Consider the following 21,674-nt stretch of genomic DNA (forward strand, 5'->3'; position numbering starts at 1 on the left):
ACATTGCGGGCGCAGTAGCGACCCCAGAGAGCCGCCCCCTTCCGACCCCGTATAATATCCCCCCGTTTCACCCCAATCCCTCCCGCCATCATGCCGTCGCCCTCAGAATCCGCCCCGCTCCGCTCTGAACCGGATCACGGCACCACGGATTCCACGCTGTCCGAGCGCCCGGACAGCCCCTGCATCGGCATCTGCTCGACGCTGTTCGACGATATCTGCCAGGGCTGCGGCCGCACCGCGGCCGAGGTCAGCAACTGGGTGTTCTTCAGCGAAGAGGAAAAGCAGGTGGTCTGGGAGCGCATTACCCGCGAGGGCACGGGGAAGCGGTTCCGCCAGGGCTGAGGCTGCGGCATTCAGCCGCCCGCCAGCCGCCGCTCCATATCTTCGATTTCGCGCCGTTCCACGCGCTGCCGGGCAAGCTTGCGCCAGTTCTCGGCCAGCGGTGCCAGCTCTGACATTTCCGCGAGCGCGGCATAGTCCAGCCGGTCGACATACAGCACCTGCAGCAGGCGCTGCAGCGACCATCGCGGACAGGGGCGCGCCACCAGTTCCAGCGTATCCCCCGCCGCCACGTCGCCAGTCTCCAGTACACGGTAGTACCAGCCGGTGCGCAGGCTTTGCTGCACGGCGCGCGACATGCCTGCATAGCCGAATCGATGATTGAGCTTCCAGCATGGCTGGCGCGCCTGCGATACCTCCACCAGCGCCGTGCCCAGACGGAAGCGGTCGCCGATGCAGACGGCGGCCTCGGTCAGCCCGGTGGTGCTCAGGTTCTCGCCGAAGGCGCCCGCAACGTCAAGCACACCGTTGCCTTGCGCACCCTGCGCAGCCAGTTCCTCACGCCACGCCGGGTAATGATCGAAGGCGTAGTGGTGCAGTGCCTTTTCCGGGCCACCGTGATGGCGCGGATCGCCCTGCCCATCGCCTTCAAGTCCAAGCGCAGTCACGCGAATCCGATCGAATGCCGCGGTCTTGGCGATGCCGCTGGGCACGCCCTTGGGCCCGAACGGGCGCACCTGTCCCATCAGCACAGCGCCGATCACCGCGCGCACGGGCGATGCCGGCTGGCTCATAGCCCGGCTTCCTCCAGCCAGCGCGCGAACATGCGCTCGCCCGCGGCCGCCACGGTGGCGCCGACTTCGGCAGTACGCGCGCGGATGGTGCGCGGATCGACGCCGGCCTTGGCCAGCTCGACGGTATGGCCGATCAGCCAGGCCTCGATATCGCGCGGCATGACCTCGGGGTGGAATTGCAGCGCCAGCACCTGGTTGCCGATGGCATAGGCCTGGTTCTGTACCGCGGCGGTGGACGCCAGCAGTTGCGCGCCGGGAGGCAGGTCGAAGGTATCGCCATGCCAGTGCAGCACCTCCCAGTGGGCGCTGGCCAGTTCGGCCAGCGCGGAATCCTGTCCCGCCGGCGTGGGCAAAATCGGCGCCCAGCCGATCTCGCGCGTGCCCGCGTAGACCCGCGCGCCGGCAGCACGCGCGATCAGCTGCGCGCCCAGGCAAACCCCGATCATCTTGCCGCCAGCCGCCAGGCGTTGGCGGATCAGGGCGATCTCGGCCTCCAGCCAGGGATAGGCATCGGTTTCATAGACACCGATGGGGCCGCCGAGGATCAGCAGCAGGTCGGCGGGATTATCCGCGATGGGTGCCAGGTCATCGACACCGGCCTGAAACACCTGCAACGTGTGCCCGCGCGCGCGCAAGGCATTGCCGATCACGCCCGCATGTTCAAATGCGACGTGCTGGATCACATGAGTGGTACGCGTTGCCATCCGGGACTCCTGCCAGTCGAAAGGGGTCCCCATGGTAGCGTCAATTGCTGCGCCCCGCGAAGACCATGGCAGGATCTCGCCTATTTGCGAGCATTCTCAGCACGACATGTCATGCCCTGCGCTATTTTTTCCCAGCCGGCACCAGGATCAGCGTATCCGGCGCAGCCTGCTGCGGCAGCGATGGCACGGGCGGGATGGTCACGTACTCGACCGCCGCCCATTTTCCGGTCCAGTCGCGGTAGCGCGGCAACAGCGCGTTGCCTGACTGCCCGGTGGAGTCCATGAACCGCGACGCCTCCAGGTTCGCCAGGTCATAGAGCGCACGCACGCTGGCCGCGTGGGTGTTCTCGAACGGCGCCTTGTCGTCGCGCAGGTTATGCCGGCCGACATTGACCGTATAGGTATCGCCGCCGGTCGGCACGCGCAGGTTGAACAGCGGCGACAGGTGCGCGATCTTGCCGAAGGGCTTGTGCTCGGAGCGGGCCGTGTGCGCCTCGCCCCAGCGCCAGCGGGCGGCGTCGTCGCCGTAGCGGCGCGACAGGTCCGCCATGGCCTGGGTCCAGGCGTCTGCGATGGCGTCGTCGCAGGTCTCGGCCGGGCGCGTATGCTGCCGGTCGCACCAGAACGCGCCCAGTGTGCGCGGATCGCGCAGGATGTTGAGCATGGGCTGCTGGACGTTACGCTGCTCCCACAGGCGGACAAAAATCGCCTCGCCCGCTTTCTCCTCGAACAGCCGCCGCGACAGCTCGCGCAGCCAAGCGGTGACCACCAGCGGCTCGGCGCGCGCCGGGTCCATGGTGCCGTCCCACTTGCGCAGCGCTTCCAGCAAGGCGCGTTCGCGCTCGGGCCGCGCTGCGTCCCGGCCGACGGGCGCGGCCAGCAGCAGCGGCAAGGCATCGCGCACGGCCAGCGAGACTACGTCTTTCTGGATCGCCGCAAAGCTGTCGAAGCTGTGCCTGGGCGTGGCCGCCAGCAGCGACTGGATCCGGTCAAAGCGATACGGCACGGTCCATTCGCTGGTGATGAAGTACGGGTAGTCCGGCGCAACGATGCGCTGGTTGGCCGTCACGATCACGCCGTCGGCCGGGTTGTAGCGGTGCGGCAGTGCCTCGAACGGAATAAAGCCGGTCCAGTCGTAGCGCGCATCCCAGCCGGGCGCCGGAGCCAGCCCCTTGAGGTCGTTGTCGGCACGGCGCAGCGGCACGCGTCCGGGCGCATAGAAGCCGATATTGCCGTCGACATCGGCATAGACAATGTTCTGCTGCGGCGAATGGAAGTCGCGCAGCGCCGCGGTGAAGCCGGCCCAGTCGCGCGCTTCGTTCATGCGTAGTCCGGCCTGGAAGGTGCGGTCGTCCGGGCGCAGCGCGGTCCACTGGAAGGCCACCACATACTGTGCGCCCAGCGGTCCTGCGGCAGCCGAAAGCGGCTCGGCCACATCGGAAATCACCGGGCCGTGGCGCGTGGCGCGGACCTTCAGCACCACGTCCGGGGCGCCCTTGACGCGGATGGTCTCGGTGCGGGTCTCGAATGCAGCCCAGCCGTCCGGGGTCTGGTACTGCGTGTCGTTGCCGGGGCGCAACCGTTCGATATACAGGTCCTGCACGTCGGGCGCGGTATTGGTCAGCCCCCAGGCGATGCGGTCGTTGTGTCCCAGCACCACCAGCGGCATGCCGGGCAGCGTGGCGCCGGTCACGTCCAGGCCGGGCGCCGTCATCCTGGCGAAGTACCACAGCGCGGGCGCCTGCAGCCCCAGGTGCGGGTCATTGGCCAGCATCGGCTTGCCCGATTGCGTATGCGCGCCCGACACCACCCAGTTGTTCGAGCCCATGCCCTCGACATAACCCGGCGGCGCCTTGTCGCCGACGCTGGCCATGGCATTCGCCAGCGGTGCCAGTTGCTTGTAAAGGTGGCCGTAATCCATGGTGCGCACCGGCTGCTCGCCCGGATACGGCGCCAGCAACTCGCTGATGCGGGCCACCGGCAGCACTTGCGCCAGCCGCATGCGCAGGGTTTCCTGGGTCCAGTTGCCGCCCAGGTCCCAGGCCATCATGGTCTGCCAGCCCAGCGTATCGGCCGGCTCCCAGCGCTCGGGCTGCGCGCGCAGCAGCAGGAATTCAGGCGGCAGCGGGCCCTTGCGATGGTCGATCCAGGCATTGACGCCGTCGGCATAGGCCTGCAACGCGGCACGGGTCTCGGGCGAGGCCTGCGCCAGGATGGCCTCGGCATTGCGCCGCACGCCCAGCGTTCGCAGGAACTTGTCGGTATCGAGCGCGGACGGCCCCAGGATCTCCGCGAGCCGGCCTGCCACGACGCGCTTGTTCATCTGCATCTGCCACAGCCGGTCCTGGGCATGGACGTAGCCCAGCGCAAACCAGGCGTCCGCCTTGCTGGCGGCGCGGATATGCGGCACGCCATGGCCGTCGCGCACGACCGCGACCTGGCCGCGCAAACCCGCCAGCGCTTCCTGGCCGGAAGCCGGCGGCTGCGCCGCATGGCGATACCAGACCAGGGCCCCGACGGCGCCGGCCACCGCCAGCACCAGCAGCCCCACCACAAACCTGGCCAGCCGACCAAACCAGCGCATCGTTGCTCCCCCAATGACTTTTGTCGTTATGTTTTGCGTGTTTTCCGCGCATTATCCGCACGAAAAAAATGCCCGGGCCAGCCGGGCATTTCCCATATTGCATCAACGCGCTCAGCGCCGCATCAGGCTGCCGGCTTCTTCAGCTGCAGCGACTTGTACTCCAGGAATTCCTCCAGGCCGTACTTGCCCGCTTCGCGCCCGTTGCCGGACTGCTTGTAGCCGCCGAACGGCGCCTGCATATTGAACGGACCGCCGTTGATATCGACCTGGCCGGTGCGGATACGGCGCGCCACGCGGATCGCGCGTGCCTCGTCACCGGACCAGACCCCGCCGCCCAGGCCATAGATGCTGTCATTGGCGATGCGCACCGCGTCTTCCTCGGTGTCATAGCAGATGATCGACAGCACCGGCCCGAAGATCTCTTCTTGCGCCACGGTGGCACGCGGCTCCACGTTGCCGAGCACGGTCGGCTTGACGTAGAAGCCCTTGTCCAGCCCTTCCGGGGTGTCCGGACCGCCAGCCACCAGTTCGGCACCCTCATCCAGGCCCCGGCGGATATAGCCGGTCACACGGTCCTTCTGCACCGCGGAAATCAGCGGTCCCAGCTTGCTGGTTTCCTGCAGCGGATCGCCCACGGTAAAGCCCGCGACCACCTTCTGCGCGATCGCCTTCACTTCATCGTAACGGGCCCGCGGCACCAGCATGCGGGTATGCGCCGAACAGGTCTGGCCGGAATTCAGGAAGCAGGCATTGATGGTGCCCTTCACCGCCGACGGCAGGTCGGCGTCGTCCAGGATCACCGAAGCGGACTTGCCGCCCAGCTCCAGCGCCACGCGCTTGACGGTCTGCGAGCCCAGTTCCGAGACGCGCTTGCCGGCGCGGGTCGAACCCGTGAACGACACCATGTCGACTTCCGGATGGCTGGCCAGCACCTCGCCCACCACCGGGCCATAGCCGGTCACCAGGTTGAACACGCCCGGCGGCAGGCCGGCGGCCTCGATCACCTCGGCCAGCACGAAGGCATTGAGCGGCGCCACCTCGGAGGGCTTGAGCACCACGGTGCAGCCGGCGGCCAGGGCCGGCGCCACTTTCAGCGTGATCTGGTTGAGCGGGTAGTTCCACGGAGTAATGGCACCCACCACGCCCACGGGCTCGCGCACCACCAGGGAGTTGCCGACCTCTTCCTCGAAGCGGAAACCGTCCAGCAGCTTGGCGGCCTGGCCCCAGTTGTAGACCGGCCCGCCCACCTGGATCGCGCGCGCCAGCTTGATCGGCATGCCGACTTCGCCGGCAATCAGCTGGGCCAGCTCTTCGCTGCGCGCCTTCAGGCCTTCGGCGATCTTGGCGATATAGCCGGCACGCACCGCCGGCGGCGTGGCCGACCAGCTGTCGAAGGCCGCGCGGGCCGCCTGGATGGCATCCTCGGCGTCGCGCGCCGAGCCTTCGGGGATGGTGCCCATCACCGCCTCGGTGGCGGAGTGGATGACGTCGATCTTGCCGTTGCCGTGGGGAGCGACCCACTTGCCGTTAATAAAGAGTTTGTCTCGTTGTTGCATGGCCACAGTTCTCGGTTTGGTGAATTGGCGATTGCAATTTTTTGTTACTTTTATGGTGCACGCACATTGTAGAGCGGATTCGGGACTATGTTTTTGCGCCGCGGAAAGCCGCGCATACCGCTCTGGACAAGAAGATGGCGATAATCGGCCGCAGCACCTGACGGGGACTCTCGCCAAAGGCGGCCGGACATAACAAGGGGTGAGACATGGTCGATCCGATCTACCGCAAGACGGATGCGGGACAGGACGAGATCCGGACGCGTGCACGCAAGCTTGACCACAAGCTGCGCGCGCTGCTGCTGATGGTCAACGGCGAGCGCCGCGGGCAGGAATTGCTGGCGCAGGTAGCCGGCATGGGGGTGGCCCCCGAGGCCATGGACACACTGGTGGCACAAGGCCTGGTCGAAGCCGTCCCGGAGCCGGCACGACCGCCCGCTGCAGTGGCACAGACGCAGGCACCGGCGCGTGTCACGCCTGCCGCCGACACCAATATGTTCTCCGTGTACGCAATGCGGCACGCGCCCGCCACCGAGGTGCCGGAGGCACCGCAACCGGCCGATACCGCGACCCATTCGCCCGCAGACATCGCGGCCTTCGAGAGCCTGTATCACTTCTATACCGACGTGATCGGGCAGCATCTCGGCCTGCGCGGCTACATGATGCAGGTGAAAGTCGAAAGGGCCACCGACCTGCCCGCGCTGCTGGCGCTGCGCGAACCGCTGCATGCGGCGCTGCTCAAGGCCAAGGGCGACATCACCGCGCGTGCCATCACGAGCCAGCTCGACCAGATCGCCGATCGCATCGCCGCTGGCTGGCATTCCGGCGCAGCAATGTAAAAGGCCGCCCGGAGGCGGCCTTCTTGCATCATCAAGGTCCCGACGCTCAGCCGTCGATACCCTGCGACTGCAGGTACTCGTCATACGTACCCAGGTAGTCCGTCAGCGTGCCGTCCGTGCGCACTTCAATCACGCGCGTCGCCAGCCCGCTGATCAGCTCGCGGTCGTGCGAAACGAAGATCAGCGTGCCCGTGAACTTGTCCAGCGCGATCTGCAGGGATTCGATCGACTCCATGTCCATGTGGTTGGTCGGCTCGTCCATGGCCAGCACGTTGTGGCGGCCCAGCATCAGCTTGCCCCAGATCATGCGGCCCTTCTCGCCGCCGGACAGCACCTTGACCGACTTCCTGATGTCGTCGGCCGAGAACAGCAGGCGGCCCAGGGTGCCGCGCAGCGAGGTCTCGTCGTCGCCGGCCTGCGTCCACTGGCTCATCCAGTCCATCACGTCACGGTTGTCCGGAAATTCCTCGTAGGTATCCTGCGGCATGTAGCCGACGTTGGCGTTCTCGGCCCACTTGACCGTGCCGCGGTCCACTTCCACGCCGCGCTGCACGCCGGTCTGCACCGCGCCGTTGAGCAGGCTGCGCAGCAGCGTGGTCTTGCCGGCGCCGTTTTCGCCGATGATCGCCACGCGCTCGCCGGCCTGGATCGCCAGCGACAGGCCGTCGATGATCTTACGGTCGTAGGTCTTGGTGATGTTCTCCACTTCCACGGCCAGGTTGTGCAGCTTCTTCTCGAACTCGAAGCGGATGAACGGGTTCTGGCGCGACGACGGCTTGATGTCGTCGACCTTGATCTTCTCGATCTGCTTGGCGCGCGAGGTGGCCTGGCGGGCCTTGGACTTGTTGGCCGAGAAGCGGCGCACGAAGTCCTGCAGCTCGCTGATGCGCTCCTTGGCGCGCGCGTTGGCGGCGACTTGGCGCTCGCGGGCCTGCATCGACGCTTCCATGTAGTCGTCGTAGTTGCCCGGGTAGACCTTGAGCGTGCCGTAGTCCATGTCGGCCATGTGGGTGCAGACCGAGTTCAGGAAGTGGCGATCGTGGGAGATGATGATCATGGTGGAGTTGCGCTCGTTGAGCACGGTCTCCAGCCAGCGGATCGTGTTGATGTCCAGGTTGTTGGTCGGTTCGTCCAGCAGCAGCACGTCCGGGTTCGAGAACAGTGCCTGTGCCAGCAGCACGCGCAGCTTCCAGCCGGGGGCCACGTCGCTCATGTTGCCCTGGTGCTGAGTGGTGGGGATGCCCACGCCCAGCAGCAGCTCGCCAGCGCGGGCCTCGGCGGTGTAGCCGTCGTATTCGGCGTACTTGGCCTCCAGCTCGGCGGCCTTCATGTAGTCTTCGTCGGTCGCTTCCGGGTTGGCGTAGATGGCGTCGCGCTCCTGCGCGGCACCCCACATTTCGGTGTGGCCCATCATCACCACGTCCAGCACACGCATGTCTTCATAGGCGAACTGGTCCTGGCGCAGCTTGCCCAGGCGCACGCCCGGCTCCAGCATGACGTTGCCCGACGACGGTTCCAGGTCGCTGCCCAGGATCTTCATGAACGTGGACTTGCCGCAACCGTTCGCGCCGATCAGGCCGTAGCGGTTGCCCTCGCCGAACTTGACCGAGATATTCTCGAACAACGGCTTGGGGCCGAACTGCATGGTGATGTTTGCGGTAGAAAGCACGTCTTGAACCTTGTCTGGAGATTGTGGCGCCGCGGCGCTGGCCGCGGCTTGCCGGTTTTGCACACGAGGCGCACCCCATGCCGCTCAGGGACGGGCCTTGCCGGAGATGCATCGCGCTGGCTCGGAGTATTCCGGCGGCCATGGCTGGCGATGCGGCACGGGCCGCGCCCGGTTCATGTGAGAACCCGGCAGGAAGTCAGGAAATAACCGCACATTCTATCATCCGGACGCATTCCTTGCGACCCGGATGCGCGGCATCGGACGATGCGGCCGGTTAGGCCAGTGGCGGCAGCACCGGATAGCCGGAAAACGCCATGCTGAAGCCATCCGCACGTGCGGCCAGCCGCACCTGGGCGCCGACCGGCAGCGTCAGCTTGCGCGCGCAGTGGCCGAACGGCAGCCCGGTCAGCACCGGCACCGGCAGCTGTTCGTGCACGTAGGCCACCACTGCGTCCATGTCGTAGCCGTTATCGTAGTCGGTGACGCGGTAATTGGAGAAATCGCCCAGCACGATGGCGCGTTGCGCGCCCAGCACGCCGGCCTGCTGCAACTGGATCAGCATGCGCTCCACCCGGTACGGCGGCTCGTTGATGTCTTCCAGGAACAGCACCCCGCCCTCCACCTGCGGCATGAAAGGCGTGCCCAGCAGGCTGCACAGCATGGCCAGGTTGCCGCCCCAGAGCGTGCCTTCCACGCTGCCGGAGAACGGTTGGCCGCCCGGCTGCGGCGCTGCCACGTCGACGCTGTACGCAGGGTTGCGCAAGATGCCTTCGAAATGCTCCCACATGAAGGGATCCACCACCTCGGCACCAAAATCCGCCAGCAGCATCGGCCCGGCAAAGGTGACGCCACCCGTCGCCGCCAGGTAGGCCAGTTGGAACGCGGTGAAGTCGCTGTGGCCGACGATGGGCGTGCCGCTGGCACTGGCCTGCGCGGCGATGCGGGCAAAGTCGACTTGCGCCAGCAGCCGCGCGATGCCATAGCCGCCGCGCACCGCCAGCGTCAGCGCGTGCGGCGCGCCAGTGCCGATGGCATGCAGATCGGCCAGCCGCTCCGCATCCGTGCCGCCAAAGCGCAGGTAGCGCCGCGCCAGCACGTCGGGGTTGGTCATGTGGTAGCCATGATGCTTGAGCCAGGCACAGCCGCGCGCGGCGATGGCGACGTCGTGCGGATACCCGGACGAGGCGATCAGTCGGACTTCGGTATGCGGCGGCCTGCTGTTCGGCGTGCTCATGCTTCAATATCGTTGTTCTTGTCGGGATCGGTGACAGGCGCGGCGGCGTCCTGCTGTGCCGCCTTCTGCGCGGCTTTCTGGGCCCGGCGGCGCGCGCCGAAGAAATCCTTCAGCATCTGGCCGCAGGTGTCGGCCAGCACCCCGCCGGCAATGGTGGTCTGGTGGTTGAGCTGCGCCTGCTCGAACAGGTTGAGCACGCTGCCGGCCGCGCCGGTCTTGGGGTCGGTTGCACCGAACACCACGTGGCGCAGCCGCGCGTGCAGGATCGCGCCGCTGCACATGACGCACGGTTCCAGCGTCACGTACAGCTCGCACTCTGGCATGCGGTAGTTACCGATCACCTGGGCGGCGGCGCGCAGTGCCTGCATCTCGGCATGGGCGGATGGGTCCACCGAGCGGATCGGCAGGTTGTGGCCGCGCGCGATGATGGTGTCGTTCCAGACCACCACCGCGCCCACCGGCACCTCGCCGGCGGCTTCGGCCAGGCGGGCTTCTTCCAGCGCGGCGCGCATGTAGCGCGCATCGCGCTCGGCAGCCTCGACCGGGTCTTCAGGCAGGGCGCGCAGCGCGCGCAACGGCAGCGGTGGCGTCTCTGTCATCGTCCCCGCTCAGTCCTGCGCCGGCAGCACGGCGGGCGCGCTCACTTCCGCCCAGCAGTTGGGCGTTTCGAACAGCACCAGCCTGGTCAGCTGCAGCTGGTGGCCGAAGCAGTCCTTGAACACCGGCGCCAGGATGTCGAACGCGACCTGGGCCAGGTTCTCGACCGTCGGGATCGCGTCCAGCACCACGGTCTTGTGCCCTTCCATCGATTGCAGGAAGTTCAGCAGCGCGGTGTCGCCACGGTAGATCAGGAAGGCGTGGTCCCACTTGTTGACCAGGTGCTCGTTGGCCAGCGCCTTGATGTCGCCGAAGTCCAGGATCATGCCGTCATCCGACGCGCCCTCGCGGTGCAGGACCTCGCCCGACAGCGTCAGGTCCAGCCGGTAGCGGTGGCCGTGGATATTGCGGCACTGGCCGCAGTGGTTCGGGATGCGGTGGCCGGAGTCAAACTCCAGCCGGCGGGTAATGGAAACTTGTTTGCTCATGTGTACCGGCGCCGGTGCCGGCCGCCTGCGTTGGAACGGACGCTGCGCGCGCGCCCGAAGCCTGTATTGTGTACGTTTTGCCGCCCCTTGGGCGACCTGTCGATACTGTCGATGCCGCGCCGCTCAGCGGATGCCCAGCAGCTTGTGGGTCTGCAGCGACAGCCGCCAGCGCGGATGGCGCTGGCAGAACGCCACCGCGGCGGCGGTATTTTCCCTCGCCAGCGGGCCATCCATGGCCTGCACCAGGAAATGGCGGAAATCAAGCTGCTCGTATGCGGCAAAGTCCTGGCCCTCTTGCGGGATCACGACCTTCAGCTCGTCACCACGCGTGACCACCAGTTCCGAGCCCATCTTGGGGCTGACGCAGACCCAGTCGACCCCCGGCGGCACGGCGATGGTGCCGTTGGTTTCGATCGCGATCTCGAAGCCCTGCGCATGCAGCGCGTCGATCAGCGGCGCGTCGAGCTGCAGCAGCGGCTCGCCCCCGGTGCAGACCACCAGCGGCTGGCCGCCGGCGCCCTGCGGCCATTCCGACGCGACCACCGCGGCCAACTCTTCGGCCGTGCGGTACTTGCCGCCGCGGGTGCCATCGGTGCCGACGAAATCCGTATCGCAGAACTGGCACACCGCGCTGGCGCGGTCGTCTTCGCGGCCGCTCCACAGGTTGCAGCCCGCAAAGCGGCAGAACACCGCGGCGCGGCCGGCGTTGGCGCCTTCGCCCTGCAGCGTATAGAAGATTTCCTTGACGGCGTAAGTCATGCGTGGGGGTCTCTCTGGGACCGTTCTGGGACCGTTTTTGGACCGTTAACGGGCATTCGGCCGCCCTTGGGCTGGCCGGGGTTTCAACAGGTATTGGGCAAAGGCCGGATAACAAGTATCACGGATCCGGGCTCGGGCTCCCGGATCGGCGCCGCAGGGCTGGCAGCGCGGGCGGTGTGCACCGGGTTTTCCGTGCAGGGCTCCGGGCACTGCCGGAGGAACCGCCTGAGGCCTGTCGCAGGCTGCGTCCGGCCGGTCCGGACGTAGCGCAAGTATACCAGAGGGGTCAGGGTTTTCGCTTAGAGGCTGGCGGGATGCGGTCCCCACCGCCGGCCAGGGCCAGGTGGCGCAAGGTTTCGCCGCTGGGTGCCGCCAGATGTGGCCGGATCGGCAGCTCCAGGCCGTCGTCGGTACGCAAGGGCAGCGGTTGAGCCCCTCCGGCTGCGTAAAGCCCAGCAGCGCATGCAGCGTTGAATCGCGCAGCCTGCCGATGCGGATGGCGACATCGGTGCGGTGCTCGATCAGGCATGGTCAGCTTCATTCTTGAATTTTAGTCAAATATCTTCTGCAGATCACCGGGTTTTTCTGCAAAAGCATCCCAGGCACACTCCGCCCTGTTCCTGGCTCCTTTTGCCATTGTTGCCCTTACCGGAGACTGCATCATGCCCATTGCCCTGTTCGCGCTGACCATCAGCGCCTTTGCCATCGGCACGACCGAGTTCGTGATCGTTGGCCTGATTCCCACCATTGCCGCCGACCTGCATGTTTCCCTGCCATCGGCCGGGCTGCTGGTCAGCCTGTATGCGCTAGGTGTCGCGATCGGCGCCCCGGTGCTGACCGCGCTGACCGGCCGGCTGCCGCGCAAGCTGCTGCTGTTGTCGCTGATGGCGCTGTTCACCCTCGGCAACCTGCTGGCGTGGAAGGCGCCCGGCTATGAATCACTGGTGCTGGCGCGCGTGCTGACCGGCCTGGCCCACGGTGTGTTCTTTTCGATCGGTTCGACCATCGCCACCGGGCTGGTGCCGCGCGAGAAGGCCGCCAGTGCCATCGCCATCATGTTCACCGGCCTGACCGTGGCGCTGGTGACCGGCGTGCCGCTTGGTACCTTCATCGGCCAGCACTTCGGCTGGCGCGAGACCTTCCTGGCCGTCTCGGCGCTGGGCGCGGTGGCCTTTGTCGGCAGCCTGCTGTTCGTGCCGCGCACCATCACGCATACGCCGCCGGCGTCGCTGCTGCAGCAGGCGCGCGTGCTGGCCGAGCCGCGGCTGCTGCTGGTCTACGCCAAGACCGCGATCGGCTATGGCGGTTCGTTCATCCCTTTCACCTTCCTCGCCCCGATCCTGCAGGACGTGTCCGGCTTTGACGCCGGCGCGGTCGGCCTGGTGATGCTGGTGTATGGTGTCTCGGTCGCCGCCGGCAACATCTGGGGCGGCCGCCTGGCCGACCGCCACGGGCCGATCCCGGCGCTGAAGCTGGTGTTCCTGCTGCTGGCCCTGGTGCTGTTCGTGCTGACCTTCACCGCGCCGCATCGCTGGCTGGTGGTGGCGACCGTGCTGGCCTGGGGTGCCGTGGCCTTCGGCAACGTGCCCGGCCTGCAGGTCTATGTGGTCAAGCAGGCGGAGCGCTTCACGCCTGACGCCGTGGACGTGGCTTCGGGCCTGAATATTGCCGCCTTCAATCTCGGCATTGCCGGCGCGGCATGGGCCGGCGGGCTGATCGTGACCCACCTGGGGCTGATGCAGACCCCGTGGATTGGCGCGCTGGTCGTGCTGGTGGCACTGGCCCTGACCGAGCTGAGCGGGCGCCTGGACCGCGCCGCCGGCTTCGATGCCCGCAGCGGCGGCGTTCCGGCCAGTGCCATGACGCACTGATAGCAGATCGAAATGCCCCCGTTCCTGCAGAACCGCAAGCTTGCCGACTTCACCCGCGCGCAAGGCATCCACATCACCGCATACGTGCCGCTGGCCTACGCCAAGGTGATGCACGACCCGGTGCTGCAGCGGATTGCACTGGCGCACGACGCATCTCCCGCGCAGGTCGCGCTGGCCTGGCTGCTGCAGCAGGGCTGTGCGGTGATTCCGTCGTCGACCAGGCGCGCCAAACTGGAGAGCAACTGCCGGAGTTCGCGCCCCCGCGGCGTGGGGCATTGTCAATGCTTTGCAAGCGCATGATGCGCTGTCGAATGTACTTCGCGTCGACACCAGTGGGCTGTTAAAAGGCAAGGGTCAACCTCCGGCAAATTCTGGCCGTTACCCCGATGGGAGCATGACGATTTGTGCTCGGTCGCACATTCCGCATGCATCAATACAGCGCCCTGGAGGCGCATGGAGGGGGCGATTCTGACAATTGTTGGGCGCTCTAGGAATGCTGCGACAGACAAGAACCGGGGTAATGGAGGGGGACATGAAAAGCACAAATGAGCAGTCACTGCGCTTTCAGGTCGATAAATGGCTCGCGCCTAGCCCAACGTCGTCCATCCACGTAGTCGAATTCAGTCGCACCCTATCGGGCCGGCGACGCTACGTATGCGTTGAGACCGTGCATCCGGCCGGTTTGCGCGCGTTGTTCTTCTTTAGGCACGATGACGGCTGCTGGCACGTGTTTCCGCCTGCAGTCGATGCCTGCCAATGAGTACTGACATTGTGCCGTTGTGAGCAGCCATTGCCAGTTCGTTTCAAATAGTCCGCCTCTGGTCGGCCGAATTGCCGCGCGGCAACTCGTACTGGACCGGGGCATGGTTGCGCACCACATCAAGGTCTCCCTCGGCTGGCTCGACGGGCGTACAGCTTGCTTGCGCCAATCCAGGTGCGCGAGAAATTCCTATGCTTGAAGCGTCCCCTCTAGTCTCGTTCACTTTGGCAGGACAATATGAAGCCGACAATTCACTATTTCCATACGCATCCACCCCATCACGGTGCACGGTACTACTTGACGCTAGCAGCTTGTCTTCTGATGCCCGCCGCTATCTACGCGCTCGTGGCGCTTTGGTCAAAGCTCTAACGGGCTTCCACGCTGGAATCACCAGGCACCGGGTTCACATCTGAACCGATACGCGCCTCGCGGACGGGAGAATGCCATCGGCCCTACAACCTGATCTCAGCGTTGGTTGGCCGTGCCGGCCGGGCGCTCAGCGCGCTGTGGATAGCCATCAGTGGTGCATGCCGCCGCCATGAAAGCCACCATGCGAGCCACCATGCGAGCCACCTCCACCCCCACCGTGGAACCCCCTATGGAAACCGCCATGGGAGCCGGAATGAAAGCCGCCATGGAAACCACCACGAACGATCACGCCCGGCCTGCGGACGAACACATGGTGCATATGGTGGAAGTGATGGAAGCGGTCAACAAAGATCACGCTGGCACCAAAGCCCACGCCGACCGGCGCCCAGTACCAAGGATCATAGTAATAGGCCGGGGCCGCATAGGTGACCACCCCGCTCGCTCCGTCGACCAACTGCCACGTCCCGTCCGGCTGCAAGCAAGCCACCCCTGAGATCACCTGCAGCACGCCGTCAATCTCGGCATGTCCAACCACTTGCTGGCAGGGCGCCGACACCAGTTCCTCGGCCGGCGCCGCCACGCCAAAGCTGAGGCCTGCGCACACGGCCGCTGCGGCCGCCAAAACCTTGCCCATGATTGTCACCCTGACCTCAAAGTCCCGACGTATGTCCTCGCGGAGCGCATGGCACATCGGTTTGCCGCCGGCCCGCACTGCATGAAGTAAACGGATTAGCGGCACGTTTTATTCCACAGGCGGTGAGGTTGCGCCTCACTGCCATCCCTGCGGATTTCCGCCCACGCTGCTGCAGACGTCCATCGCGATCTCGCGCAGGCGCGGCTCGCTGCGCTGGCCCGAGAGCGCGTAACCGGCACCCGCGCTGGCCCAATAGAACGTGCGCCGGTCCTCCTGGCGCAGCAAACGGAAGGAGGCGTGCTGCGGCGCAGCCTCGGTGATATACAGCGTGAGGCGCCTGCCCGCCTGGTTCTGATACATCAGCTGTGCCGCCGGGCCGGCCGCGCCGGGCAAGAGCCGCCCACCCATCAGCGTGTAGCCGTATTCGTTCAGCGCTGGAATCGTCAGCGTGCGCGCCAGCCGGCGCGACAGCCACTCCACCAGGTGCGCCTGATCGGTGGCAGCCACTTCTACCGGGTGGCGCTGCTCCGGCGCGTAGACCGCGTAGGCAAGGTCGGCATGGCGGGAGAAAGCCCAGGGATCGGCCTCGCGCGTCGACAGCCACACGCCGCCGGTGCCGAGGATCATCCCCGCGCCGGCCCAGGCCAGCGCAGCCGACACGCGCCGCCACCACGTACGGCGCGGCAGCACCAGTACATAGCGCACATCCGTCGGCAACGGAAACAACGACCTGAGTGCGGCACCCTGACGCCGGTAATCCTCCACACGTGCGGAGGCCTGTACATCGTGCGCCAGCGCGGCCGCGACCTCGGCCTGCTCGTGCGGCGCAAGCTCGCCATCGACCAGAGCCGAGAGCCGCTCCAACTCCGGGCCTGTCGTCAGCGCGGTGGAACTTCGATCATCAGTCATGGCCTCTGCCTCACGACTTTGAAAATCCCGGGCCGGCTTCCAGCATCGCTGCCGAGCAGCACGCGCAGGTGCTCGCGTGCCCGCGACAGCCGCGACATCACCGTCCCCACCGGCACCTGCAGGATGGCGGCAGCTTCCCGGTAGCTCAGTTGCTCCAGCGTCACCAGCAGTAGCACGTCGCGCTGCTCCAGCGGCAGGCGGTACAGCGCGCGCTGCAAATCGAGCAGCAGCAGCCCACCGACCTCCCCGACCGGCGCTTCCAGCCTCTGCCACACAGGGTCATCGGCATCAAGCGCTAGCTCGCGGTGCTTGCGCAACTGATCGATATAGAGGTGACGCAGTATGGTCATCAACCAGGCGCGCGTATTGCTGTGGGCGCGCAGCATCGAGGTGCGCGCGAGCGCGCGCTCGAGCGTGTCCTGCACCAGGTCATCCGCCCATGCGGCATCACCCGTCAGCGCGCGCGCGTAACGGCGCAGCTGCGGCAGGCAGGCGGCGAGGTCGTCGCGCAAGCTCACCGGGATGGATACTCCTCGGGCTGGCGGCCAGGACCAATTAGTAGCCGCCGCGATACATTGCGCCGCCAGAGCTCCGGCTACTGCCACTGCGAGATGAGGACGAACCGCCCGCCGGATCCGTGCCACTGTCGGTGGAGCACGCCGCCACCGCCATCATGGCAAGCAGCAGGCCAGAAATCAGATGGGGCACTTTCATTTCAGTCTCCAGGAGGCAGGCCGCGGCGCAGCATTCTCCACGTCGGGAACGCCGCGCCCGGGCAGCGCGATGTTGCTGCCGCCGGAGCCTGTCAACTGAGTAAACGCGCCGCGGCGGCGCTTTATTCCACTGTCATGGATTTTGTCCCACAAGCCCCGCCGCGTGGGAGGCTTCGCGCCCGGCATTTTTCCTACTGGCCCTGCTCGGCTTCTTACTTCAGCCCCAGATAGTCGCGCTTGCCGATCTGCACACCCTTATGGCGCAGGATGTCGTAGGCCGTGGTCACGTGGAAGTAGAAATTGGGCAGCGCAAAGCCCAGCAGGTAGGACTTGCCGTCGAACGTCATCGGCCCCTGGCGCAGCTTCAGCTCGATCGTGCGCTGCTCGCTGCCTTCCAGCTGCTCGGGCGCGATCTGCTCCAGGAACACGATGGTGCGGGCGATGCGGTCCTGCAGTTCGGCAAAGGTGGTTTCGGTATCGGCGAACGACGGCACCTCGATGCCTGCCAGCCGCGCGGCACAGCCCTTGGCGGCGTCGCTGGCGCGCTGCACCTGTGCCGGCAGCGCATCCATGTCGGCGATCAGGCGGGTCTGGATCAGGTCGGCCGGGTCCATGCCCTGCGCCTGGGCGTGGGCCGCGCCCTTGTCCAGGATCTCGGCCAGGTTGGCGAGTGCGCGGATGAACGGGGGAATCGAAACGTCGTACATCGAGAGTGCCATGGGGGATCTCCTGTGCAGGCCTTGGTTGGAAATTCTCATCGTCGGGGGCCGTCGGGCCGCACCGCTGCCGCGAGCATAGACCGGATCGGCATTTGCTGCCGGACTACCCCTGCGCACACGCGGCAGGCGGCTGGATGTCGCGCAGCACCTTGCCGACCGCGGCCAGGAAGCGGCGCCCCGCCAACGGCAACGGCGCCAGGCTGAAATGGGTCGCCCAGATTTCCAGGCCGACCGCGGGCAACACCGGCCGCACCGCCAGGGCCGCGCGCATGGCTGGCGTCACGCTCCACGCATCCACCAGCGCCAGCCCCAGGCCCTGCTGCACAAAGGCGCATGCCGTGACCGGGGAATGCACCTCGATGGCGGGCGCGCCGCTGTCGCTGTCGCCGAAGAAGCCGGCCAGCGCACGGCCCAGCGGCGTGTCGGGCGGATAGCCGATCCACGCGCTGCCGGCGAAATCCTCCGGCGTCACCGCCTCGCGGCCTGCCAGCGGATGGTCCGGCGGCAGGACACACAGCATCGGCTGGCGCCCGAGCAGCGTGGACGACAGCGTCAGATGCCCGGCCGGCACCATCGACACGCCGACATCGGCCCGACCGCTCAGGAAAATGCCGACCAGTTCGTCGAAGGTGACGCTGCGGTAGTCAATGCGCGTGGGCACGCCGCCCGCGCGCAGCTGCGCCAGCGCACGCGGCACCAGCTGCTGCGCGAACGCGGCGCTGGCCACTACGCGCAGCGTGCCGGCGCCTTCGCGGTGCAACGCCGCAGCCAGCTCGTTGACGCGCCGTACGCCGCTGTAGACCTGCTCGACCTCGGCAAACAGGCGCCGCGCTTCAGGCGTCGGCAACAGCTTGCCGCGCGCGCTCGAACAAGGGGTAGCCGAGCCGGCTTTCGGTCAGCGCCAGCACCCGGCTGACCGCGGGCTGCGACACAAGCAGCATGCGTCCGGCACCGCTGACCGAGCCCGCCAGCATGATGGCCTGGAACACCTCGATCTGGCGCAAGTTGAGCGGCCGGCCCGATGGCGCAGCCACCCCTGCTCCCATGCACTCGCCTGTGCCTGCCACTGCGTCCGACCGTCCGCGCTGCCTCATGCCAGCCCTAACGCAGCGCTGCAAGCTGCGCTGCAGGCATCGGACGTGCGCAAGGGCCTGGCGGCGCTGGGCGCCGAGCCGGCCGGCGGCTCGCCCGCGCAGTTCCGGAAGCTGATCGATGCCGAGACCGCCAAATGGCGTGCCCTGATTAAGTCGGCCCATATAGAGCAGCTGGACTGAACCATGCCCGCGCGGCCAGGCCAGGTGCCGCGGCCGGGGACCTGAGGGGCGCCTGAGGGGCGGCGGGCAAGATGGCGCACCCGCAGCGGGCAACCGGCGACCGGCAACCTGAATTAACATATCCGGTCATCGTCCCCGCTATCTTGCGGCCTTGTGGCCGCGCCCCACATGAATGCGCCGCTCCCTCTTCGCACGGAATGCCCGCCCGGCGCCTGCATCTGCGGGCGCGAAGCCTTGCTGAGTGACCCCAACGCCGACTTGCGCGTGCTGCGGCTCACCCGCGCCGAGGAAAAGCGGCTGGTCGAACGGCTTGAGAGCCTGACCAGCCTGGCGGAATTGCAGCGCATGGAAAGCCTGATGCAGGCCCAGCTGGGCATCGTGCTGACCATCACCCCCAGCGCCCGCGGCGTGCGCACAGTGCGCGGCATCAGCATCCAGGTGCAGGAGCAGCCCGGCCTGTGCCGCAAGATCCGCCAGTCGATCCCCGCCGCCATCCGCCGCAGCATGGAAGAGCATCCCGAGATCGCCTATGCGATCGTGGATGCGCATGACCTGCTGGGCGGCATCTGAACGGGACCGCGCAGCCGTTCAGGCGTTGCTGTCCGCAAGGCGCATCACGTGCTCGCGGATATCCACCGGCCATGTCTCGAGCCGCTGCGCAAAGCCCGCCACATCGCCCGCGAACAAGGCCCGCGTAGCTTCCTCGAAGCCGGGCAGATCTCCCGCCATCACCACCATGAAGTGGTAGGCGCGTTCGCTGGCGCGGCGGCCGCGGTCCTTGTCCGCGTTGTCCCGGCGCGCCTGCTCGACCAGCTTGCGCAGGGCCACGGATGCCCCGCCTGGCTGGGCGGCCAGCCATTCCCAATGGCGCGGCAGCAGCGTCACCTCGCGCGATACCACGCCAAGCTTCGGGCGCCCTCGGCCCCGCGGCTCGGCCACATCCGCTGCTTCGTCGTTGTCGCCGGCTGGCTGCCGCGGGGATTCGAGCTGCGCGGCGCGCTCGGCAGTCCGCTCAAGTAAGGCGGCCTCCGTCCCGCTCGTATCCAGGTCGATCGAGCGCCCGCTGCTGTCGTCGAAAACCAGCACGGGTCCGCCCGCGCCGGCTTCCAGCGCGCGCTTGAGCGCCAGCGCATTGGCTTGCAGCGAGCCCGTGGCGATACGCCGGTGGCCGTCGAAGGTGGTGTAGTTGTGAAGCGTTGCGTTCGTCATGGGGATGTCCCTTGGAGACGATTCCCGAATATTACCCGGATAAAATAAGATGTCAATATCATCCGGGTATAAATAAAACCACCCCGCTGTCGGGTCACCAGGGTTCCAGGTTCCAACCATCCGACGTAGCCGCCAGGCGATGGGTCAGCCCCAGGCTGCCCATGAACACATCGTCGTGGGACACCACCACCAGTGTGCCCTGATAGCCGCGCAGCATCGTTTCCACTGCCTGCACAGACGCCAGGTCCAGGTGGTTGCTGGGCTCATCGAACAACAGCAGCTGTGCCGGCGGATCGGCATACAAGGTACAAGCCAGCGCGGCCTTCAGGCGCTCGCCGCCACTGAGCAGGCCGCTGGGTGCGGTGACCTTCTGCGCATCGAGATCCAGCAGCGCAAGCCGCGTGCGCAAGGCCGCCTCCCCGGCGGTGTGGTTGGCGGCCAGCATCTGTTCGATGGCTGAGCGCTGCGGCAGCAGGCCGGCCAGCTGCTGGTCGAGGTAGGCGTTTTCGACATGCACCGCGCAGCGGCCAGCCAGCGGCTGCAACTGGCCGGCAAGCAGCTTGAGCAAGGTGGATTTGCCGCAACCGTTGGGGCCGACGACGCCCACGCGCTGCTGGCCAGTCAGCACCAGGCTGATGCGGCGCGTGGCGGCCGGCACGAACGGCAGATCGACCTCCTCCAGTTCAGCTACGCGGCGTTGCGCGGTCTGGCTGACAGGCAAGGCGAGCAATACGATCGCGGCATCGTCCTCCACCTGTTGCGCGGCGTCGCGCACGCGCGCATCGAGCGCTTCGCGCGTGGCGGCTTGCTGCAGGCGCAGCCTGCCTGCCGATGCCTGGCTGCGCTCCTTCTGCCGGCCCAGCAGGATGCTGGCCTGGTTGGCATCGTGCGCCTGCCGGTTGCCACGGGCCTGCCGCCGCTCCTGGCGTTCACGCTGCGCACGCAGCGACTGTTCTTCCCGCTTGCGTTCGAGCTTGCGCTGGTCCAGCTGCCGCAAGGCGTTCTCTCGCTCCTGCGCCTTGCATTGCGCATAGAACGAATAGCCGCCGCCATAGCTGCGCAACCCGAGCGACGACAGCTCGACGATGCGCGCCATGCCCTCCAGCAACCGCCGGTCATGGCTGACCACCAGCAGGCCGCGCTGCCAGCGTTGCAGTTGCGCGATCAGCGCCAGCCGGTTCGGCCGGTCCAGATGATTGCTGGGTTCGTCGAGGATCAGGAAATCGGCATCCGACAGCAACGCGCCGATCAGTGCCACGCGCATGGCTTCGCCGCCGCTCAGGGTGCTCGCCGGGGTATCCGCCTGCAGGTGGCCCAGGCCATTGCGTTCCAGCTCCTGCCGCAGCCGTTGCGGCATGTTCCAGTGCTCGCCGACGTCATCGAAGTCTTGTGCCGCGGTGCTGCCGGCCTCAAGGCGTTGCAGCGCATCCAGCACCGGTTGCACGCCAGCCAGCCCCGCCACCGACGTCTGCACGGCATGCGCAGCCTGCTGAGACAGGTAATGCAAGCTGCCCGACCGCACGCAACGCCCCGCGGAGGGCTCAAGCTCCCCGCCCAGGATGCGTGCCAGCACGGACTTGCCGATACCGTTGCGCCCGACCAGGCCGGTGGGGCGAACGTCGAATTGTTCGGACAGTTCAGAGAAGAGCGTCCGGCCGTCGGGCAGGACATAGGAAACGCTTTCCAGCGTCAGCTTGGGATTTGACATGCAAGATT

At 66.9% G+C, this 21,674-nt stretch carries 25 protein-coding genes and 1 pseudogene; 7 read left to right on the forward strand and 19 right to left on the reverse strand.

Annotation, left to right across the window (positions count from 1 at the left end):
- Positions 1-90 precede the first annotated feature (90 nt).
- Positions 91-342, forward strand: a complete 252-nt coding sequence (locus KB879_RS21865) for a DUF1289 domain-containing protein (protein WP_013956863.1) — start codon at positions 91-93, stop codon at positions 340-342.
- Positions 343-353: 11 nt separating this feature from the next.
- On the opposite strand, the gene KB879_RS21870 is transcribed toward KB879_RS21865, so the two are convergent.
- From KB879_RS21870 to KB879_RS21885, 4 genes are all read right to left on the reverse strand, one after another.
- Entirely contained in the window at positions 354-1,073 is a 720-nt protein-coding gene (locus KB879_RS21870; protein WP_211979758.1) for an MOSC domain-containing protein, read from the reverse strand.
- The gene (locus KB879_RS21875) at positions 1,070-1,777 is read right to left on the reverse strand and encodes a glutamine amidotransferase (RefSeq protein WP_153955948.1); all 708 of its coding nucleotides are present in this window, start codon (positions 1,775-1,777) and stop codon (positions 1,070-1,072) included. The genes KB879_RS21870 and KB879_RS21875 overlap by 4 nt, the downstream gene beginning before the upstream one ends.
- A gap of 121 nt (positions 1,778-1,898) precedes the next feature.
- Complete coding sequence (locus KB879_RS21880) at positions 1,899-4,361, reverse strand: penicillin acylase family protein (protein WP_211979759.1); 2,463 nt, start codon at positions 4,359-4,361, stop codon at positions 1,899-1,901.
- 122 nt (positions 4,362-4,483) lie between these two features.
- Positions 4,484-5,917, reverse strand: coding sequence for an aldehyde dehydrogenase family protein (locus KB879_RS21885; RefSeq protein ID WP_153955949.1), 1,434 nt, complete (start codon positions 5,915-5,917; stop codon positions 4,484-4,486).
- A 206-nt stretch (positions 5,918-6,123) separates the two neighbouring features.
- On the opposite strand from KB879_RS21885, the gene KB879_RS21890 reads away from it, so the two are divergent.
- Positions 6,124-6,753 (forward strand): hypothetical protein, encoded by a 630-nt coding sequence (locus KB879_RS21890; RefSeq protein ID WP_211979760.1) that lies wholly within the window; start codon positions 6,124-6,126, stop codon positions 6,751-6,753.
- A gap of 46 nt (positions 6,754-6,799) precedes the next feature.
- Here the strand turns inward: KB879_RS21890 and KB879_RS21895 are convergent, their stop codons facing one another.
- The 6 genes and pseudogenes from KB879_RS21895 to KB879_RS39470 form a co-directional block, all read right to left on the reverse strand.
- Positions 6,800-8,422, reverse strand: a complete 1,623-nt coding sequence (locus tag KB879_RS21895; RefSeq protein WP_013956869.1) for an ABC-F family ATPase — start codon at positions 8,420-8,422, stop codon at positions 6,800-6,802.
- A 274-nt stretch (positions 8,423-8,696) separates the two neighbouring features.
- Positions 8,697-9,656: a muramoyltetrapeptide carboxypeptidase gene (ldcA, locus tag KB879_RS21900; RefSeq protein ID WP_211979761.1), complete on the reverse strand. Its 960-nt coding sequence runs from the start codon at positions 9,654-9,656 to the stop codon at positions 8,697-8,699.
- Positions 9,653-10,255, reverse strand: a complete 603-nt coding sequence (gene tadA, locus KB879_RS21905; RefSeq protein ID WP_013956871.1) for a tRNA adenosine(34) deaminase TadA — start codon at positions 10,253-10,255, stop codon at positions 9,653-9,655. Before tadA ends, ldcA begins: the two co-directional genes overlap by 4 nt.
- A gap of 9 nt (positions 10,256-10,264) precedes the next feature.
- Entirely contained in the window at positions 10,265-10,741 is a 477-nt protein-coding gene (locus tag KB879_RS21910) for a 6-carboxytetrahydropterin synthase (RefSeq protein ID WP_013956872.1), read from the reverse strand.
- A 123-nt stretch (positions 10,742-10,864) separates the two neighbouring features.
- The gene (gene queE / locus KB879_RS21915; RefSeq protein WP_013956873.1) at positions 10,865-11,500 is read right to left on the reverse strand and encodes a 7-carboxy-7-deazaguanine synthase; all 636 of its coding nucleotides are present in this window, start codon (positions 11,498-11,500) and stop codon (positions 10,865-10,867) included.
- 286 nt (positions 11,501-11,786) lie between these two features.
- Positions 11,787-12,025, reverse strand: a pseudogene (locus tag KB879_RS39470) (hypothetical protein); the annotation flags it as partial.
- A gap of 137 nt (positions 12,026-12,162) precedes the next feature.
- On the opposite strand from KB879_RS39470, the gene KB879_RS21920 reads away from it, so the two are divergent.
- From KB879_RS21920 to KB879_RS39475, 3 genes are all read left to right on the forward strand, one after another.
- The gene (locus tag KB879_RS21920) at positions 12,163-13,371 is read left to right on the forward strand and encodes an MFS transporter (protein WP_211979762.1); all 1,209 of its coding nucleotides are present in this window, start codon (positions 12,163-12,165) and stop codon (positions 13,369-13,371) included.
- 12 nt (positions 13,372-13,383) lie between these two features.
- The gene (locus tag KB879_RS21925; protein WP_371827371.1) at positions 13,384-13,671 is read left to right on the forward strand and encodes an aldo/keto reductase; all 288 of its coding nucleotides are present in this window, start codon (positions 13,384-13,386) and stop codon (positions 13,669-13,671) included.
- Between the two features lie 232 nt (positions 13,672-13,903).
- The gene (locus tag KB879_RS39475) at positions 13,904-14,131 is read left to right on the forward strand and encodes a hypothetical protein (RefSeq protein WP_080569570.1); all 228 of its coding nucleotides are present in this window, start codon (positions 13,904-13,906) and stop codon (positions 14,129-14,131) included.
- 517 nt (positions 14,132-14,648) lie between these two features.
- Here the strand turns inward: KB879_RS39475 and KB879_RS21930 are convergent.
- The 7 genes from KB879_RS21930 to KB879_RS40435 all read right to left on the reverse strand — a co-directional run bounded on the left by KB879_RS21930 (position 14,649) and on the right by KB879_RS40435 (position 18,521).
- A complete protein-coding gene (locus KB879_RS21930; RefSeq protein WP_211979763.1) occupies positions 14,649-15,134 on the reverse strand; it encodes a hypothetical protein in 486 nt (161 codons plus the stop codon).
- A 135-nt stretch (positions 15,135-15,269) separates the two neighbouring features.
- Positions 15,270-16,043, reverse strand: a complete 774-nt coding sequence (locus KB879_RS21935) for an anti-sigma factor (protein ID WP_211979764.1) — start codon at positions 16,041-16,043, stop codon at positions 15,270-15,272.
- Positions 16,040-16,561, reverse strand: a complete 522-nt coding sequence (locus KB879_RS21940; RefSeq protein ID WP_013956879.1) for a sigma-70 family RNA polymerase sigma factor — start codon at positions 16,559-16,561, stop codon at positions 16,040-16,042. The genes KB879_RS21935 and KB879_RS21940 overlap by 4 nt, the downstream gene beginning before the upstream one ends.
- Before the next feature lie 37 nt (positions 16,562-16,598).
- A complete protein-coding gene (locus tag KB879_RS21945) occupies positions 16,599-16,757 on the reverse strand; it encodes a hypothetical protein (RefSeq protein WP_153955951.1) in 159 nt (52 codons plus the stop codon).
- A 211-nt stretch (positions 16,758-16,968) separates the two neighbouring features.
- A complete protein-coding gene (locus KB879_RS21950; protein WP_153955952.1) occupies positions 16,969-17,475 on the reverse strand; it encodes a DUF1993 family protein in 507 nt (168 codons plus the stop codon).
- A 103-nt stretch (positions 17,476-17,578) separates the two neighbouring features.
- Positions 17,579-18,322: a LysR substrate-binding domain-containing protein gene (locus tag KB879_RS21955; RefSeq protein ID WP_319609857.1), complete on the reverse strand. Its 744-nt coding sequence runs from the start codon at positions 18,320-18,322 to the stop codon at positions 17,579-17,581.
- Entirely contained in the window at positions 18,309-18,521 is a 213-nt protein-coding gene (locus KB879_RS40435; protein ID WP_319609856.1) for a LysR family transcriptional regulator, read from the reverse strand. The genes KB879_RS21955 and KB879_RS40435 overlap by 14 nt, the downstream gene beginning before the upstream one ends.
- A 93-nt stretch (positions 18,522-18,614) precedes the next feature.
- Between KB879_RS40435 and KB879_RS39480 the strand changes: the two genes are divergently transcribed.
- On the forward strand, positions 18,615-18,749 hold the full coding sequence (locus tag KB879_RS39480) for a hypothetical protein (protein ID WP_249221176.1): 135 nt from the start codon (positions 18,615-18,617) through the stop codon (positions 18,747-18,749).
- Positions 18,750-18,917: 168 nt separating this feature from the next.
- Positions 18,918-19,319: a hypothetical protein gene (locus KB879_RS21965; protein ID WP_013956882.1), complete on the forward strand. Its 402-nt coding sequence runs from the start codon at positions 18,918-18,920 to the stop codon at positions 19,317-19,319.
- Positions 19,320-19,337: 18 nt separating this feature from the next.
- Here KB879_RS21965 and KB879_RS21970 read toward each other — a convergent pair whose 3' ends face one another.
- Both KB879_RS21970 and KB879_RS21975 read right to left on the reverse strand, forming a co-directional pair.
- The gene (locus tag KB879_RS21970) at positions 19,338-19,958 is read right to left on the reverse strand and encodes a DUF2239 family protein (protein ID WP_211979765.1); all 621 of its coding nucleotides are present in this window, start codon (positions 19,956-19,958) and stop codon (positions 19,338-19,340) included.
- Positions 19,959-20,052: 94 nt separating this feature from the next.
- Complete coding sequence (locus tag KB879_RS21975; protein ID WP_153955954.1) at positions 20,053-21,666, reverse strand: ABC-F family ATP-binding cassette domain-containing protein; 1,614 nt, start codon at positions 21,664-21,666, stop codon at positions 20,053-20,055.
- Between the last annotated feature and the right edge of the window lie 8 nt (positions 21,667-21,674).

The sequence above is a fragment of the Cupriavidus sp. KK10 genome (assembly GCF_018223725.1).
In the GTDB taxonomy this organism is placed as follows: domain Bacteria; phylum Pseudomonadota; class Gammaproteobacteria; order Burkholderiales; family Burkholderiaceae; genus Cupriavidus; species Cupriavidus necator.

Excerpts from the sequence above, each read along its gene's own strand:
- KB879_RS21880 (WP_211979759.1), bottom strand. The coding sequence starts at position 4,361 with ATGCGCTGGTTTGGTCGGCTGGCCAGGTTTGTGGTGGGGCTGCTGGTG.
- tadA (WP_013956871.1), bottom strand. The coding sequence starts at position 10,255 with ATGACAGAGACGCCACCGCTGCCGTTGCGCGCGCTGCGCGCCCTGCCT.
- KB879_RS21885 (WP_153955949.1), bottom strand. The coding sequence starts at position 5,917 with ATGCAACAACGAGACAAACTCTTTATTAACGGCAAGTGGGTCGCTCCC.
- KB879_RS21875 (WP_153955948.1), bottom strand. The coding sequence starts at position 1,777 with ATGGCAACGCGTACCACTCATGTGATCCAGCACGTCGCATTTGAACAT.
- ldcA (WP_211979761.1), bottom strand. The coding sequence starts at position 9,656 with ATGAGCACGCCGAACAGCAGGCCGCCGCATACCGAAGTCCGACTGATC.
- KB879_RS21965 (WP_013956882.1), top strand. The coding sequence starts at position 18,918 with ATGAATGCGCCGCTCCCTCTTCGCACGGAATGCCCGCCCGGCGCCTGC.
- KB879_RS21870 (WP_211979758.1), bottom strand. The coding sequence starts at position 1,073 with ATGAGCCAGCCGGCATCGCCCGTGCGCGCGGTGATCGGCGCTGTGCTG.
- KB879_RS21925 (WP_371827371.1), top strand. The coding sequence starts at position 13,384 with ATGCCCCCGTTCCTGCAGAACCGCAAGCTTGCCGACTTCACCCGCGCG.
- KB879_RS21950 (WP_153955952.1), bottom strand. The coding sequence starts at position 17,475 with ATGGCACTCTCGATGTACGACGTTTCGATTCCCCCGTTCATCCGCGCA.
- KB879_RS21910 (WP_013956872.1), bottom strand. The coding sequence starts at position 10,741 with ATGAGCAAACAAGTTTCCATTACCCGCCGGCTGGAGTTTGACTCCGGC.
- KB879_RS21930 (WP_211979763.1), bottom strand. The coding sequence starts at position 15,134 with ATGGGCAAGGTTTTGGCGGCCGCAGCGGCCGTGTGCGCAGGCCTCAGC.
- KB879_RS21920 (WP_211979762.1), top strand. The coding sequence starts at position 12,163 with ATGCCCATTGCCCTGTTCGCGCTGACCATCAGCGCCTTTGCCATCGGC.
- KB879_RS21865 (WP_013956863.1), top strand. The coding sequence starts at position 91 with ATGCCGTCGCCCTCAGAATCCGCCCCGCTCCGCTCTGAACCGGATCAC.
- KB879_RS21890 (WP_211979760.1), top strand. The coding sequence starts at position 6,124 with ATGGTCGATCCGATCTACCGCAAGACGGATGCGGGACAGGACGAGATC.
- KB879_RS21935 (WP_211979764.1), bottom strand. The coding sequence starts at position 16,043 with ATGACTGATGATCGAAGTTCCACCGCGCTGACGACAGGCCCGGAGTTG.
- KB879_RS40435 (WP_319609856.1), bottom strand. The coding sequence starts at position 18,521 with ATGGGAGCAGGGGTGGCTGCGCCATCGGGCCGGCCGCTCAACTTGCGC.
- KB879_RS21970 (WP_211979765.1), bottom strand. The coding sequence starts at position 19,958 with ATGACGAACGCAACGCTTCACAACTACACCACCTTCGACGGCCACCGG.
- KB879_RS21975 (WP_153955954.1), bottom strand. The coding sequence starts at position 21,666 with ATGTCAAATCCCAAGCTGACGCTGGAAAGCGTTTCCTATGTCCTGCCC.
- KB879_RS21945 (WP_153955951.1), bottom strand. The coding sequence starts at position 16,757 with ATGAAAGTGCCCCATCTGATTTCTGGCCTGCTGCTTGCCATGATGGCG.
- queE (WP_013956873.1), bottom strand. The coding sequence starts at position 11,500 with ATGACTTACGCCGTCAAGGAAATCTTCTATACGCTGCAGGGCGAAGGC.
- KB879_RS39475 (WP_080569570.1), top strand. The coding sequence starts at position 13,904 with ATGAAAAGCACAAATGAGCAGTCACTGCGCTTTCAGGTCGATAAATGG.